We start from the raw sequence: 15038 nt of genomic DNA, 5'->3' as shown, positions 1-15038 counted from the left end.
CCGTTCGAACGCATCGAACGGGTGAACGGGTCGAACGGGTCACTGATCGTCTCGTGGGCGGACCGGCGCGTCCGGGGGCGGTGGCACGGTGGGACGCGGCGGCGCGGGCGGGGTGATGCCGTCGATCAGGTGGGAGACCAGCGCGACGACGAAGTCGTCGGTCACGGGCTCGTCCGGGATCAGCAGGCGGTGGTAGACGGCGCCCCAGAGCTGGTCGACGAGGACCTGGACGTCGACGTCCTCCCGGATCTGGCCCTGCTCTCTGGCCCGCAGCAGCCGCTCGCCGGCCAGCCGCCGCCGTTCGGAGGAGTACAGGGAGCGGAAGGCGGCGGCGAGGTCATGATCGGTCTGGGACTGTCCGATGAGCTCGGTGACCACCCGCCCGGCCGGGGTCCGGGTCAGGATGCGCGCGAAGGCACGCAGCTGGCTCGTCAGGTCGGCCCGCAGGTCGCCGGTGTCCTCGAAGGCCAGGGGCTCCTCGACGGCGTGGAAGTAGCCGTCCAGAGCGAGGGCTCCCGCGGAGGGCCACCACCTGTACAACGTCGTCTTGCTGACGCCGGACAGGCGGGCGGACCGGGCGAACTCGTCGGCGGTGCGGAGCAGGTCGGCGACGAGGTGGTCCGCCACGGTGTCCCCGCCCCGTGGTGCGACGGCGGCCCGCAGGTCGGCGGTGCAGCCGCGCCCGATGGCCTCGTGCTCCTCCGCGACGTTGAGCGCGCGCGACGCAGGATCGGTGAACCAGCGCCACGTCACGTTTCCGGCCCGCTCGTCGCCCAGTTCCCACGAGCCGAACAGCGCCCGGCTCAACCGGTTCTGGCGAGCATCGCGGGCAGCTCGTCCATGACGTGCCCGGGAACGGCGGTCAGGGCGTCGAGCAGGTACGGCATCGCGGGGTCGGCGTAGCGGCCGGCTCCCCCTCGCGGCGGTGGTTCGTGGCCGGCCAGCCGGCCCGGAGGACTCCCGGTCGGTCCGGGCCGGCGGCCCTGTGACCGGAGCGGTCCGGCCCTCCCGCGGGAGGGCCGGACCGTCGCCTTCAGGTCACTGAGTCGAGACCAGCCCCTGGTCTTCCTCGACGTCCGCGTGACCACCGCCGACACCGGCTTCCTCGCCACCGCCGACCTCCTGACCGGCGCCGGCACCCGCTTCCTCGCCGACACCGGCACCTTCGCCCGCACCGGCCTCTTCGCCGACACCGACGTCACCCGCGTCACCGGCATCGTCGGCGCCGCCCGCGCCGCCCGCGTCACCCGCGGCCCCCGCCCCCAGCGTCGCGCCGACCGCCTCCAGCGCTGTCGTGACCGGCTGGAAGAAGGTCTCGCCGCCCACCGTGCAGTCGCCGCTGCCGCCCGAGGTCAGGCCGAGCGCGAGCCCGTCCCGGGTGAACATCGAGCCGCCGCTGTCGCCGGGCTCGGCGCAGACGTTGGTCTGGATGAGGCCGGTGACCGTGCCCTCCGGGTAGTTGACGGTGGCGTCGAGCCCGGTGACCGTGCCGTCGGCGAGTCCCGTGGTGCTGCCCATCCGGAACACCTCCTGGCCGACGGTGGCCTCCGCGGCCTGGGACATCGGCACGGTCTGCCCCCCGCCGACATTGACCTCGCTCGGCGCCTGGATCGCCGGGTCGTCGTACTTCACCAGCGCGAAGTCGCCCTCACCGGGGAACACGGCCTGGTCGACGGTGGCGATCGGCGCGCCGCCCTGCGCGTCCGACCACTCGGCCACCGCGACCCCGCAGTGACCGGCCGTCAGGAAGGCCGGGGAGCCGTCGCCCGCAGTGACGTTGAAGCCCAGCGAGCAGCGGGAGCCCCCGCCGAATATCGCGTCGCCGCCGGAGGCGAACGTCTTGAAGGTGCCCGCGGACTTCTGGATCGTCGCCATGCCGGAGCCGAGGCCCTCCACGGTCGACTCCAGCGTGTCCCACTGCTCGCCGGTGACCGTGCTGTCGGCGGTGACCCGGATCTTGTTCGTCCGGGGATCGACGGCCCACGCGGTGCCCGGGATGGTGGCCTCGGTCTTCAGCGTCTGCGCGGCGGACTCCAGTTCGGCCGTGCTGTTCTCGACCTTGCGGACCGCGGCGCCGGCCTTCTTCGCCTGGACGACCAGCTGGTTGTTGTCGCCGACGACGTTGACGACGAGTTGCTGGCTGCCCTCGTCGTAGTAGGAGCCGGCGAAGGCGTCGCCGAGCAGCCCGGCGAGCTGGGAGGCGAGGTCCGAGGCGTCGCCCGCCTTCAGGGTCTTGGGTGCGGCGGCCGTGTCCTCGGCGCCGTCCTGGGACGCGTTGGCGTTCGGCAGCAGGAGTGCCGCCGCTCCGAGCGCCGCCACGCCGCCCGCCGCGATCGCGGCCTTGCGCTTCGGAATTCGCTTGTGGCTCAAGGGTTCTCGACCTCCTGGAGGACGGGGTCCGTGCCGCCGTCTCTTAGCGGATCTCGGGGGCGCCTGGATGGCCACTGGTACGCACGGGGCGTGCGGGACGTTCAATTCCGGTGCGCCGCGCGCCCGTCCCCCACGCCGATTCGGCCATGCTCCGCGCGCGCCCGCCGTGCGGCGGGAACAATCCCTCGTATGACGATGACCACCGCCGAAGCCGACAAGATCCTCTCCGCCAACTTCGCCCCCTGGGTCCTGGAACTAGGCTTGTCCGTCGAGGACTTGGGCGAGGACCGGGCCGTCCTGCGTCTGCCCTGGTCGGCGGAGCTGGCCCGGGAGGGCGGCGCGCTGTCCGGGCAGGCCCTGATGGCCGCCGCCGACACCGCGACCGTGATCGCCGTCTCGGCGGCGCGCGGCGCCTTCGTGCCGATGACGACGGTGCAGCAGTCGACGACCTTCCAGCGCGCGGTGACGGACTCGGACGTCCTGATCCTGGCGCGGCTGACGAAGCTGGGCCGGCGGACGGCGTTCGCCGACATCGCCATGACGGCCGAACGGACGGGCGAGCTCGCGGCTCACGCGAGCACCGTCTACGCACTGCTGGGCTGATACGGCAAGTAATCGATCAGCAACGGTCCGTTCAGGAAGCCGTGCGGAATCCTCGCTTCAGGGAATCTGCACATTGAATGCTCAACGAGGTCACCGGCCCCCGGGGTTCTGCACATTCGTGCGCCCCGGGACACGTCTTTGGGGCGGGAGTGCCGGATTCGCCGACCGGGCGGCAAGGGGGCGGCGTGCGGTGATGCCGGGGGCGGTGTGAAGAAGTCGCCGACAAGCCGTGCGCGCACCTGCACGGTTGGTGGCCGCTGTGACTCAAGTGCCCTGATGAGGCCGCTGGTTGATTGGAAGCCCACCGTGACCGCGTGCTTTGATCCATCGCACCGCGGGGTCCGCGAAGGGCTCTCCGGCCAGTGGCGCCCGGCGCCCGCGGTCGCGGCCGTCCATCTGTCCCCAGAGGGGGCCGCTCCCCCCTTGTGAAATTGCCATACGAAGGGAAGTTCCATCATGAACTCCACCCCCCAGGTCGAGACCGTCGAGATCTCCGACGCCGAGCTCGACAACGTCTCCGGCGGCCTCTCCGTGAACGCCGTGAACACCGTCGTCGGCGCTGTGGACGGCATCGCCCCGGTTTCCGGCCTGGTCGACACGGCCGTCGGCACCGTCGAGGGTGTCACCGGCCTGAACACGGCCCCGGTCACCAACCTGGTCGCCGGTCTCTGATCGCTCACCAGTTCCGCTGAGTCCCGGAGCCGCCACCCGGTTCCGGGGCTCTTCGGATGCCGTCACCCAGTCCACCCGGTGAGGGAAATTCCGTGCAGTTCCGCCAACAGGCCCTCGCCAAGCTCCAGTCGCCGGAGGAACTCGACCTCCCGGTCCGCCTCGCCCGCCCCCAGGGGTGGCTCGTGCTGTCCGTGACCGTGGTCGCGATGGCCGCCGCGTCCGTGTGGGCCGTGACCGGCTCGGTGACCTCCACGGTGAGCGCGCCCGCCGTCCTCACGCACGGCGAGGGCAGTTACGTCCTGCAGAGCCCCGTCGCGGGCCAGGTCACCGCGATCCTCGCCGAGGAGGGCGAGCGGCTGCCCGCGAACTCCCCCGTGCTGAAGGTCCGTACGGAGGAGGGCGAGACCGTGGTGCGCACGCTCGCCGCCGGCCGCCTCACCGCGCTCGCCGCCACGATCGGCCAGATCATCGCCACCGGCGCGAACGTCGCCGTCGTCGAGAAGGTCGCCGACGCGGACGACCCGCTGTACGCGACGGTGTACGTGCCCGCCGAGAACGCCGGGTCCATCCCCGCGAACGCGGCCGTGGACCTGACCGTGCAGACGGTCCCGACCCAGGAGTACGGCGTGCTGCGCGGCCATGTGGAGTTCGTGGACCGCGCCCCGCAGTCCCCGCAGGAGATCGCCGCGTTCCTCGGTGACAGCCAGCTCGGCGAGCAGTTCACCAAGGACGGCCGCCCGGTTGCCGTACTGGTCCGCCTCGACCGGTCGTCGCGGACCGAGAGCGGCTACACGTGGTCGTCTGCGGACGGACCGCCGTTCCCCCTCACCTCCATGACGACGGCCACGGGCTCGATCCGGCTGGCCGACCAGCGTCCCGTCGATTGGCTGCTGCCGTGACCACCGCCGCACCCCAGACCCGGGGCCGGCGCCGGGCCGCCCCGCCCAGGCGCACCGTGCCCAAGAGCCGCCGCAAGATCGTCCGCACGCCCACCGTGCTCCAGATGGAGGCCGTCGAGTGCGGCGCCGCCACCCTCGCGATGGTGCTCGGCCACTACGGCAAGCACGTCCCGCTGGAGGAGCTGCGCATCGCCTGCGGCGTCTCCCGCGACGGCTCGCGCGCCGGCAACCTGCTGAAGGCGGCGCGCGGTTACGGCCTGACCGCCAAGGGCATGCAGATGGACCTGGCCGCCCTCGCCGACGTGAAGGCGCCGGCCGTCCTGTTCTGGGAGTTCAACCACTACGTCGTCTACGACGGCATGGGCCGCCGCTTCGGCCGCCGGGGCGTGTTCGTCAACGACCCCGCCAAGGGCCGGCGCTTCGTGCCGATGGAGGACTTCGACGGCAGCTTCACCGGCGTCGTCCTCACCATGGAGCCGGGCGACGACTTCACGCGCGGCGGACGCAAGCCCGGAGTGTGGGGCGCGATGCCCGCCCGGCTGCGCGGCACCGCCGGCACGATGCCCGCCGCCGTGCTGGCCAGCCTGCTGCTGGTCGTGGTCGGCGCGGCCGTGCCCGCGCTCAGCCGGACGTACATCGACATGTTCCTGATCGGCGGGCAGACCTCCCTGCTGGACGTGCTGTTCGCGTCCATGGGCGCGTGCGTGCTGCTCACGCTGGTGCTGACCTGGCTGCAACAGGCCAACCTGCACCACGGCCGCATCATCTCCTCGACCCTGTCCAGCGCCCGCTTCCTGCGCCATCTGCTGCGCCTGCCGGTCACCTTCTTCTCCCAGCGCAGCCCGGCCGACCTGGTGCAGCGCCTGCAGTCCAACGACGCGGTGGCCGAGACGCTGGCCCGCGACCTCGCGGCGGCGGGCGTCGACGCGGTGGTCGTGGTGCTGTACGCCGTGCTCCTCTACACCTACGACCCGCAGCTCACGTTCGTCGGCATCGGCGTGGCGCTGCTGAACATCGTCGCCATGCGGGTGGTCATCCGGCTGCGCGCGACCCGTACCGCGAAGCTGCGCGCGGACAACGCCCGGCTCACGAACACGGCGTACACGGGTCTTCAGCTGATCGAGACGATGAAGGCGACCGGCGGCGAGGAAGGCTACTTCCGCAAGTGGGCCGGACAGCACGCCACCACGCTGGAGGAGCAGCAGCGGCTCGGCGTGCCGAGCGCCTGGCTGGGCGTGGTGGCGCCGACGCTCGCCACTCTGAACAGCGCGCTGATCCTGTGGATCGGCGGCATGCGCGCAATCGAGGGTCACCTCTCCGTCGGCCTGCTGGTCGCCTTCCAGGCGCTGGTCACCCGCTTCACCGCCCCGCTGACCCGGCTCAACGGCGTCGCGGGCCGCATCCAGGACTTCGCGGCGGACGTGGCCCGCCTGAAGGACGTGGAGAACTTCCGCACCGACCCGCTGTACGACCGCGCGGGCGGCGACTCCACCCGCCGGCTGCACGGCCACGTCGAGCTGGAGAACATCACCTTCGGCTACAGCCCTCTCGACAAACCCCTGCTCAGCGGCTTCGACCTGACCGTGGGACCGGGTCGGCAGGTCGCGCTCGTCGGCGGCTCGGGCAGCGGCAAGTCGACCGTCTCCCGGCTGATCTCGGGCCTGTACACGCCGTGGGAGGGCGTGATCCGCATCGACGGGCTGCGCTTGGAGGACATCCCGCGTGGCGCGCTCGCGGCCTCCGTCTCCTTCGTCGACCAGGACGTGTTCCTGTTCGAGGGCTCGATCCGGGACAACGTGGCGCTGTGGGACCCGTCCGTCCCGGACGAGGCGGTGGTGGAGGCGCTGCGGGACGCGGCCCTGTACGACGTCGTGATGCGCCGCCCCGGCGGCATCCACAGCAGGGTCGAACAGGACGGCCGCAACTTCTCGGGCGGGCAGCGCCAACGCCTGGAGATCGCCCGGGCCTTGGTGCGCCGGCCGAGCATCTTGGTCCTGGACGAGGTGACCAGCGCACTCGACGCCGAGACCGAGCTGGTCGTGATGGACAACCTGCGCCGGCGCGGCTGCGCCTGCGTGGTGATCGCGCACCGGCTCAGCACCGTGCGCGACAGCGACGAGATCGTCGTGCTGCAGCACGGCACGATCGTGGAGCGCGGCCGGCACGACGAGCTGGTGGCGCGCGGCGGCGCGTACGCGGCGCTGGTCAGGGAGCGGTGAGATGAGAGCCGTGCACGGCGACGACTACGTCCTCGCGGCACTCGGCCAGGTGGGCACGCCCGTCGACTGCGCCGGGTTCAGCCGCCTGGACCTGGAGGGGCCGCAGGTGCTGTGGCTCGTCGCGGCAGGTGCCCTGGACCTGTTCGCGGTGGACGCCGCCCAGCAGGGCCACTGGCACCACCTCGGCCGGCTGGAGGCGGGCTCGCTGCTGCTCGGCCCGGTCGCGGGCCCGCAGCACACGCTGATCGCCCGCCCGGTCAGGGACTGCGTCGTCCACCGCATCGGGCTGCGCGAGCTGTACCAGCCGGCGCAGACGCAGACGTGGTCGTACGACGAGTACGGCAACCCCCAGTACGTGCCGCCCACGACGAGCCCGCTGGAGTACGCCCTCGCGCTCGGTGTCGGGCGCGGCCTGTCGATCCTCTTCCAGGCGCCGACGGCCGGTGAGCGGGCCGCCGAGATGACCGACGACGACGTGTTCTGGATGCACGTACCGCCCGGCAGCGTCCAGTACGGCTCGCTGTACGGCGCGGAGGCCGCCGCCGACCTGCTGATGGACCCGGCCCTGTGGCAGACCATGGTCGACCAGCAGTACCGCCTGCTGACCACGTTGGACCGCTGGATCGAACAGCTGGAGCGCACCCACGAGACGCGTACGGCCGCCGGAATCAAGGCCGGTGAGCAGGTCCGCGCGCAGGCCGACCGGACGCTGCTCGCGGCGATCGGCAGGACCTCCGACCGGCGCACCACCGCCGCCGACGCGGACGCCACGTACGCCGCGTGCAAGCTGGTCGCCGCCGCGGCCGGGATCCGGCTCGCCGACCCCGGGCACGACGGGGCCGAGAGCGACCGTCTCGACCCGGTGGAGCGCATCGCGCTGGCCTCGCGCGTCCGTACCCGCGCGGTACGGCTGGTCGGCGGCTGGTGGCGCGACAACGTGGGCCCGTTGGTGGGCCGGCGGGCGCTGTCGGGAGCGCCGGTCGCGCTGCTGTGGCGGCGCGGCGGCTATGTGGCGGTGCACCCGGCGACCGGACGCGAGACGCCGATCGAGAAGGCCAACGCGCCGGAGTTCGAGCCGCGCGCGGTGATGTTCTACCGGCCGCTGCCCGAACGCCCGCTGGGTCCGCTGGGACTGCTGCGGTTCTGCATGCGCGGCACGCGCGGCGATGTGACCGGGCTGGTGCTCAGCGGGCTGGTGACGGTGGCGATCGGCGCCCTGGTGCCCCTCGCGACCGGCAAGGTGCTGGGTGAGTTCGTGCCTAAGGCGCAGGCGGGGCTGATCGCGCAGGTCTGCCTGGCCGTGATGGTCAGCAGTGTCGTCGCGGCGGCCTTCATGCTGCTGCAGAACATGACGATCCTGCGCCTGGAGGGCCGTATCGAGGCGACGCTCCAGCCGGCCGTGTGGGACCGGCTGCTCAGGCTGCCGACGAAATTCTTCACCGGTCGCTCCACGGGTGAGCTGGCCGGCGCGGCCATGGGCATCAGCGCGATCCGCAGGCTGCTCGCGGGAGTCGGCCCCACCGTCGCCCAGTCGGTGACCGTCGGGGCCATGAACCTGGGGCTGCTGCTGTGGTTCAGCGTCCCGATGGCGCTGGCCGCCATGGGCATGCTCGTCGTCGTCGCCGGTGTCTTCCTCGGCCTCGGGCTGTGGCAGGTGCGCTGGCAGCGACGCCTGACGGTGCTCACCAACAAGCTCAACAACCAGGCGTTCCAGACGCTGCGCGGCCTGCCCAAGCTGCGGGTCGCGGCGGCCGAGAACTACGCGTACGCCGCCTGGGCGGGCCAGTTCGCGCGCAGCCGCGAGCTCCAGCAGCGCCTCGGCCGGATCAAGAACCTCACCACGGTACTCGGCGCGATCTATCTGCCGCTGTGCTCGCTGCTGATGTTCATGCTGCTCGCGGGCCCGGCCAAGGGCTCGATGTCCGCCGCCGACTTCCTCGCCTTCAACACGTCGGTGACGATGCTGCTCACCTCGGTCACCCAGATCACCGGCGCGTTGGTGTCGCTGGTGGCCGCGCTGCCGCTGTACGAGGAGATCAAGCCGGTGCTCCGGGCGACGCCGGAGGTGCGCACGGCGAGCACCCGGCCGGGGCCGCTGACCGGGGCCGTGGAGGCGCGGCGGCTGTCGTTCCGGTACTCCGACGACGGACCGCTGGTCCTGGACGACGTGTCGTTCGAGGTGCGGCCGGGAGAGTTCGTCGCGGTCGTCGGGCCGTCCGGCTGCGGCAAGTCGACGCTGCTGCGGCTGCTGATCGGCTTCGACAAGCCGGTCTCCGGCAGCGTGCTGTACGACGGTCAGGACCTGGCCGCGCTCGACCAGTCCGCCGTACGGCGGCAGTGCGGCGTGGTGCTCCAGCACGCGCAGCCGTTCACCGGCTCGATGCTGGACGTCATCTGCGGCACGGAGCCGTACACGCCGGAGGAGGCGATGGCGGCGGCCGAGATGGCGGGCCTCGCCGAGGACATCCGGCGGATGCCGATGGGGCTGCACACGATCGTCGCGGGCAACGGGGCGATCTCCGGCGGCCAGCGGCAGCGGCTGATGATCGCCCAGGCGCTGATCCGCCGGCCGCGCATCCTCTTCTTCGACGAGGCCACCAGCGCCCTCGACAACGAGACGCAGCGCAAGGTCATCGAGAGCACCAAGGCCCTCAACGCGACCCGCATCGTCATCGCCCACCGCCTGTCGACGGTGCTCGACGCCGACCGCGTCATCGTCATGGAGGACGGCAAGGTCGCCCAGCAGGGGCCGCCGGCGCAGCTGCTGGCGGACACCGGCGGCCGGCTGCACGAGCTGGTGCGGCGGCAGTTGGCGTGACCGGTCAGCCCTGTCCGGGGATCGGCGCCCCGGATGGGACGCCCGCGTCGACGCAGCCCTGGTGGAAGGCCTTCCAGGGCACGTCGGACCCCGCGTGCGGTCCCTCGAAGCGCTCCCCGCGCGCCGGTACCCGCCAAGCGCTGGTGGACCCTCGCGGTCGTCGCCCTCGCGCAGCTGATGGTGGTGCTGGACGCCACCATCGTGAACATCGCCCTGCCCTCCGCACAGGCCGACCCCTTCGGCGCGCTGTCGGCGCCCGCCGCGCTGTCGCTGCTGAACACGACGTTCACCGAGGCACGCGAACGGGCCCGGGCCTTCGGCGTCCACGGCGCGATCGCCGGCGCGGGCGGCGCGGTGGGCCTGCTGCTCGGCGGCGTCCTCACCGACGTGCTCGACTGGCGCTGGACGCTGTTCGTGACGCGGACGCCGCGCGAGTGATCCACATGTGCCACGCGCGGCCCACCGCGGACCGGCCGCCCACGTGCCGGTCGCGGGGCCGGCCGGTCGGACCATGCGGCGCCGTCCGCAGGGAGACGGTGGCACCTCCGGCGCGTTGACGCACATCGGGCGGCGCACGGGTGTTGAGGCCGTTGAAGGGGGTCCGAACCGGGTACCCGCCAGGCCATGCGAATCAGCGTGGTGGATGTGGGGTCGAACACGGTCCGGCTGGTGGTGGCGGATGCCGAGGGCGGGGTGCCGCTGCCGGTTCACACCGCCAAGTGGCGGCTGCGGCTGTCCCAGGACGTCAAGCCCGGGGGCGAGGTCCCCGAGGAGGCCGTCGAACGGCTGGTGGACGCGGTCGCCGCGGCGAGCCGTACGTCCGCGCAGTGGGGCGCGGACGTTCCGCTGGCCTTCGCCACGGCGGTGGTGCGCAACGCCCCGAACCGGCTGGAGGTGCTGCGCACGGTCCGCGCCCGGACCGGAGTGAACCTGTGCACCCTGCCCGGTGAGGTGGAGGCCGAGCTGACGTTCCTCGGTGCGCGACGCTGGATGGGGTGGCGGTCCGGGCCCATGGCGCTGCTGGACATCGGCGGCGGGTCGCTCGAAGTGGCCTTCGGACGGGGACGGTTGCCGGACTTCGTCGCCTCGCTGCCGCTGGGCGCGGGTCGGCTGACCCACGAGTTCTTCGCGGAGCAGGATCCGCCGTCGCCGGAGCAAGTACGCGCGCTGCGCCGCAAGGTGCGGCACCAACTGCGGGACGTCGGCGCGCGGATCCGCTGGGAGGGGCCGCGTTCGGCAGTGGTCACCTCGCGGACCTTCCAGCAGCTGGGCCGGCTGTGCGGTGCCCTGCCGGGGCGGTACGGGCCCTTCGCCGAACGCCGGCTGAGACGCGCCGACCTGAGGACGGCGATCAGCCGGCTGGCCGTGCTGCCCGCCGGCGAGCGGGCGTTGCTGCCGGGCATCTCCGCGCCACGCGCCGCGCAGAGCCTCGCCGGAGCGGTGATCGGGCACACGGCGATGAAGGTGACCGGTCTGAAGACGGTGACCGTGTGCCCGTGGGCAATCCGCGAGGGAGTGCTGCTGCGGCACATCGAAGAGGGCGCGACCTGGTGGGCGGAGGTCTCCCGGCTCAGCGAGGACGTCGCGCCGCCGGACCCGGTGCCGCTGCGGATCGCGTCCGCCACGTCCTGACCGCCGACTGCAGAAAGGAACCACCGTGACCCGGCACAGCCAGGACGGCAAGCACCCCGAGGAGCACGCCGAGATGGCCGGCGAGGAGGTCCTGCGCGAGATCCGGGACGCCGAGCGGCGCACCGAGGAGTCACCCGAGGAACGCCGGCACCGCGGAGAGGCCGGCGAGGCGATCACGCCCAACACGGGAGCGCAGGAGCAGTCCCAGGGGGACTGACGAGCAGCCCGGGGCGGCCACCACCGGCCGCCGCCCCGGGCGCCGGACAGCGGCAGGGCCCGTCCCGAGCGCACCGCGGGACGGGCCCCGCTGCTGGTGACGTGCCGGCTGGTGCCACGAGCGCGCCGGGGGCCGAGCGTGCGACCTGCCGGAATACGAGGTCACGGCGTACGGGCGCCCGGCTCACCGGGAGCGGACGGCGGACCGGCCGCCCGGGTGCGCCCTCTCGCGTGCCTCACCCGGGCGGCGCCCCCAGGGGACGGGCGGCCAGGGCGCGGGCCACGCCCGTCAGGTTGGCCGCCATCGCGCGGCCCGTGCGGTGCGACCAGTCGCGGCCGCGTTCCTCGTCGAGGTAGTCCGGGCCGGGTCCCGGGCCGAGGTGCCAGTAGGTCCAGGCCTGGCCGGGGATCGTGTAGCCGATGTCGGCGAGAGCGCCCGAGATCTCGCTGATGACGTGGTGGGCGCCGTCCTCGTTGCCGGTGACGACCACCCCGGCGACCCGGTTGTAGGCGACGGGCCTTTCGTCGTCGTCGGTCTCGGACAGCATCGCGTCCATCCGCTCCAGCACCCGCTGGGCGACGGACGACGGCCGGCCCAGCCAGGTCGGCGAGGCGAGCACGAGGATCTCCGACCGCAGCAGCTTGTCGTGGACGCCCGGCCAGGCGTCGCCCTCGCGCATCGACTCGCTGTTCACGCCCGGCGCGATGTCCAGGTCGACGGCGCGCAGTACCTCGACGTCCACACCGTCCTTCTCCAACTGCCCGACCACGACCCGGGCCAGGGCGTCGGTGTTGGACCGCTCGGGGGACGGTTTGAGTGTGCAGTTGATCACCAATGCCTTCATGAGGTGCAGGGGTACCCGTTGAGCCGGGTGACAGTCGGGTGTCAGGCCCGGTGCCAGCCGGGTACTCGGTCGCGCATGACGCACGACCACCAGGAACCACGACTGCCGTCCGACCGCGGCCCCCTCTCCGCCGCGATCATGGACTACCTGAGGGGTACGGGCCCCCTGCCCGGAAAGGAGCGGATCGCTCACGCGGCGGCGTACGGCGGCGACCTCCAGCTGGCCCTCTACCTGTGCTACGAACTGCACTACCGCGGCTTCGCGGGAGTGCCCGACGACCGCGAGTGGGACCCCGCCCTGCTGGGCGCCCGCGCCGCACTGGAGGACCGGTTCCTGTCCGCCCTGCGCGCCGACACCCCGGTCCACGACAGCGTCGAGGACGCCCTGGCGGAGATCCTCGTCGAACCGGTCGACGGCACCGGCGTCAGCCACTATCTGCGCGACAAGGGCGAGCTGTGGCAGCTGCGCGAGTACGCGGCCCAGCGCTCCCTGTACCACCTGAAGGAGGCGGACCCGCACGCCTGGGTGCTGCCCCGGCTGTGGGGCCGGGCGAAGGCCGCGATGGTGGCGGTGGAGTTCGACGAGTTCGGCGGCGGCCGCGCCGACCGGATCCACGCCCGCCTGTTCGCCGACCTGATGACCGATCTGGGCCTGGACACCACGTACGGGCACTATGTGGACGCCGCCTGCGCCGAGACCCTCGCCACGGTGAACCTCATGTCCCTGTTCGGGCTGCACCGCTCCCTGAGGGGCGCGCTGGTCGGGCACTTCGCCGCTGTGGAGGTCACCTCGTCCCCGGGTTCCCGGCGGCTCGCCGAGGCCATGCGCCGCACCGGCGCCGGGCCCGCCGCCGAGCACTTCTACGACGAGCACGTCGAGGCCGACGCGGTGCACGAGCAGGTCGTGCGGCACGACGTCATCGGCGGACTGCTGGCGGACGAACCCCGGCTCGCCGGCGACATCGCCTTCGGCATCGACGCCACCGGGTACGTCGAGGACCGTCTCGCCGAGCGGCTGCTCACCGTATGGCGGGCTGGCGAGTCGTCGCTGCGCACGCCCCTGACGTCCACGGAATCCGAAACCTCCCATATTTCCTGATTGCGGGGGTACCTGGATCGGCGTGAATCCACTGGTGCCCCCCGGCGTCTACACGCCCCAGGAAGACACAACCCTGCTGGCCGAGGCCCTGGCCGAGGAGCCGCTCCCGCCCGGCTCCGACGTGCTCGACGTGGGCACCGGCACGGGAGCGCTGGCCCTGTACGCCGCGCGACGCGGGATGCGGGTGACCGCCGTCGACGTGTCGTGGCGAGCCGTGGGCGCGGCCCGGGTCAACGCCTGGATGTCCGGACTGCGCCTGCGCATCCTGCACGGGAACCTGTTCGACCGCGTGCGCGACCGCACCTTCGACCTGATTCTGGCCAACCCGCCCTACGTCCCCGCCCCGGAGGGCGATCCCGAGCCGCGCGGCACCGCACGGGCGTGGGACGCCGGGCACGACGGGCGGCTGGTCCTGGACCGGATCTGCCGGGAGGCTCCCGCCCTGCTGCGGCCGGGCGGAGTCCTGCTGACGGTCCACTCGGCCCTCAGCGGACCCGAGCGCACCCTGGAGCTGCTGCGCGCGGCGGGACTGAAGTCGAGCGTGACCCGTCGTCGCCGGATCGCCTTCGGTCCCGTCCTGCGGGAGCGAGAGGGCTGGCTGCGGGAGCGGGGACTGCTCTCCGCCACCGAGGACAAGGAAGAGCTGGTGGTCGTCCGTGCCGAACTCCCCGTCTGACGCCCCGCGCCGGATCACGGTCCGGCGCCGCGGCCCCCTGCTGGTGGAGGGGCCGGTGGAAGTGGAGCTGGAGGACGGTACGACCGTCTCCTCCGACCGTTTCCGGGTCGCGCTGTGCACCTGCCGGCGCAGTCGCCGCTACCCCTGGTGCGACACCAGTCACCGGGACCGGGCGCGGCCCTCCGACGAGTGATCCCAGGGGTCGGCGGGCGGCCCCACTCCGCCCGGCCGACCCCTGGGTCGAGACCCCAGGGCCCCGTGACGACGGCCCGCACTCCCCAGCTGCGGGTCGCTCGCGGCATTCACGGGGACCATGCGATCCCGGTCTCTCAGAACGCGAAGACGCTCGTCCCGTACGAGTTCTTCACGCACTCGTTGGCGAAGGTGCGCTCATAGGAGACGTACTGGCCCTGCCAGACCCCGTCGACCCGGACGACCACGGGGTCGTACTCGCGCGTGCACCACACGCCGGGCCGGCTCTCCAGGGCGCCGAGGTCGCCGTTCGCGGCGCGCAGGTCGGCGCAGGCCGTGGTGGCGTTCGGGTGCGTCCCGGAGGCCGTCGGGGCGCAGCTCAGTGTCACTGCGCGCTCCGGAGTGACGGTGGCCGAGCTCTCGCCGTGGCCCGTGGTGAGCACCAGGGCCGACGGGGCGTAGAGCGAGGCCGGGGTTGCGGCGGGGGCGGCGTGCGCGGCTCCGGTCAGGGGTCCGCAGACGGTGGCGGCGGTGAGGCCGATGGTCGCTGCCCAGCGCGCGGGGTTCCGCATTGTGTGCATCCTTCCGCTCGATTGCGTGAGTCGCCGGAGCGGGTTCGTGGTCGGTGCCCGGCCGGCGAGCGCGAGTCTGCCGAGTCCGCCGCCGAAACTCACCTCCACCCCACGGGTTTCAGTAACCTTGCGTGTTCAAACAGTGGCGCGAAGTCACGGAATTCGAACGTTACAACCCCCTCGACGCGCGACTCTTGATCACTCCGGATGGCCGGATGGCTGGATT

Annotated in this window: 14 protein-coding genes and 1 pseudogene; 11 read left to right on the top strand and 4 right to left on the bottom strand. The window is 72.6% G+C overall.

The annotated features are described in order from the left end of the window. Window positions 1–39: 39 nt before the first annotated feature. Both IPT68_RS33230 and IPT68_RS33225 read right to left on the bottom strand, forming a co-directional pair. Window positions 40–807: a TetR/AcrR family transcriptional regulator C-terminal ligand-binding domain-containing protein gene (locus IPT68_RS33230; RefSeq protein ID WP_228040085.1), complete on the bottom strand. Its 768-nt coding sequence runs from the start codon at window positions 805–807 to the stop codon at window positions 40–42. Between the two features lie 231 nt (window positions 808–1038). After that, the gene (locus tag IPT68_RS33225) at window positions 1039–2370 is read right to left on the bottom strand and encodes a S1 family peptidase (RefSeq protein WP_189700019.1); all 1332 of its coding nucleotides are present in this window, start codon (window positions 2368–2370) and stop codon (window positions 1039–1041) included. A gap of 189 nt (window positions 2371–2559) precedes the next feature. Here IPT68_RS33225 and IPT68_RS33220 point away from each other — a divergent pair, with 189 nt between their 5' ends. The 8 genes and pseudogenes from IPT68_RS33220 (at window position 2560) to IPT68_RS33185 (ending at window position 11430) form a co-directional block, all read left to right on the top strand. Then, window positions 2560–2973 carry a PaaI family thioesterase gene (locus IPT68_RS33220; RefSeq protein WP_189700020.1) on the top strand — a complete coding sequence of 138 codons (414 nt, stop codon included), beginning with the start codon at window positions 2560–2562 and terminating at the stop codon, window positions 2971–2973. A 456-nt stretch (window positions 2974–3429) separates the two neighbouring features. Then, the gene (locus IPT68_RS33215; protein WP_141306631.1) at window positions 3430–3645 is read left to right on the top strand and encodes a type A2 lantipeptide; all 216 of its coding nucleotides are present in this window, start codon (window positions 3430–3432) and stop codon (window positions 3643–3645) included. A gap of 92 nt (window positions 3646–3737) precedes the next feature. Then, a complete protein-coding gene (locus tag IPT68_RS33210; protein WP_189700021.1) occupies window positions 3738–4544 on the top strand; it encodes an HlyD family efflux transporter periplasmic adaptor subunit in 807 nt (268 codons plus the stop codon). A gap of 56 nt (window positions 4545–4600) precedes the next feature. Continuing rightward, complete coding sequence (locus IPT68_RS33205) at window positions 4601–6763, top strand: NHLP family bacteriocin export ABC transporter peptidase/permease/ATPase subunit (RefSeq protein ID WP_228040668.1); 2163 nt, start codon at window positions 4601–4603, stop codon at window positions 6761–6763. Between the two features lies 1 nt (window position 6764). Beyond that, the gene (locus tag IPT68_RS33200) at window positions 6765–9581 is read left to right on the top strand and encodes an NHLP bacteriocin export ABC transporter permease/ATPase subunit (protein ID WP_189700023.1); all 2817 of its coding nucleotides are present in this window, start codon (window positions 6765–6767) and stop codon (window positions 9579–9581) included. Between the two features lie 33 nt (window positions 9582–9614). Continuing rightward, window positions 9615–9998: pseudogene (locus IPT68_RS33195) on the top strand (MFS transporter); the annotation flags it as partial. A 207-nt stretch (window positions 9999–10205) separates the two neighbouring features. Then, window positions 10206–11213, top strand: coding sequence for a Ppx/GppA phosphatase family protein (locus IPT68_RS33190; RefSeq protein WP_189700024.1), 1008 nt, complete (start codon window positions 10206–10208; stop codon window positions 11211–11213). A gap of 25 nt (window positions 11214–11238) precedes the next feature. Then, window positions 11239–11430 (top strand): hypothetical protein, encoded by a 192-nt coding sequence (locus IPT68_RS33185; protein ID WP_189700184.1) that lies wholly within the window; start codon window positions 11239–11241, stop codon window positions 11428–11430. A 235-nt stretch (window positions 11431–11665) separates the two neighbouring features. Here the strand turns inward: IPT68_RS33185 and IPT68_RS33180 are convergent, their stop codons facing one another. Continuing rightward, window positions 11666–12274, bottom strand: a complete 609-nt coding sequence (locus IPT68_RS33180; protein ID WP_189700025.1) for a flavodoxin family protein — start codon at window positions 12272–12274, stop codon at window positions 11666–11668. A 75-nt stretch (window positions 12275–12349) separates the two neighbouring features. On the opposite strand from IPT68_RS33180, the gene IPT68_RS33175 reads away from it, so the two are divergent. Genes IPT68_RS33175 through IPT68_RS33165 form a run of 3 tightly spaced genes read left to right on the top strand, consistent with a single transcriptional unit; the run spans window position 12350 to window position 14241 of the window. Next, window positions 12350–13372 (top strand): iron-containing redox enzyme family protein, encoded by a 1023-nt coding sequence (locus IPT68_RS33175; protein ID WP_189700026.1) that lies wholly within the window; start codon window positions 12350–12352, stop codon window positions 13370–13372. A 22-nt stretch (window positions 13373–13394) separates the two neighbouring features. Next, the gene (locus IPT68_RS33170; RefSeq protein ID WP_373300669.1) at window positions 13395–14048 is read left to right on the top strand and encodes a HemK2/MTQ2 family protein methyltransferase; all 654 of its coding nucleotides are present in this window, start codon (window positions 13395–13397) and stop codon (window positions 14046–14048) included. Next, window positions 14029–14241 carry a CDGSH iron-sulfur domain-containing protein gene (locus IPT68_RS33165; protein WP_189700027.1) on the top strand — a complete coding sequence of 71 codons (213 nt, stop codon included), beginning with the start codon at window positions 14029–14031 and terminating at the stop codon, window positions 14239–14241. Before IPT68_RS33170 ends, IPT68_RS33165 begins: the two co-directional genes overlap by 20 nt. A 136-nt stretch (window positions 14242–14377) precedes the next feature. On the opposite strand, the gene IPT68_RS33160 is transcribed toward IPT68_RS33165, so the two are convergent. Then, window positions 14378–14812, bottom strand: coding sequence for a subtilase-type protease inhibitor (locus IPT68_RS33160; RefSeq protein ID WP_189700028.1), 435 nt, complete (start codon window positions 14810–14812; stop codon window positions 14378–14380). Between the last annotated feature and the right edge of the window lie 226 nt (window positions 14813–15038).

This window comes from Streptomyces chromofuscus (assembly GCF_015160875.1).
Taxonomy (GTDB): domain Bacteria; phylum Actinomycetota; class Actinomycetes; order Streptomycetales; family Streptomycetaceae; genus Streptomyces; species Streptomyces chromofuscus.
The sequence above is the reverse complement of the archived record's forward strand: the minus strand, read 5'-3'. Positions and strand labels throughout refer to the sequence as shown.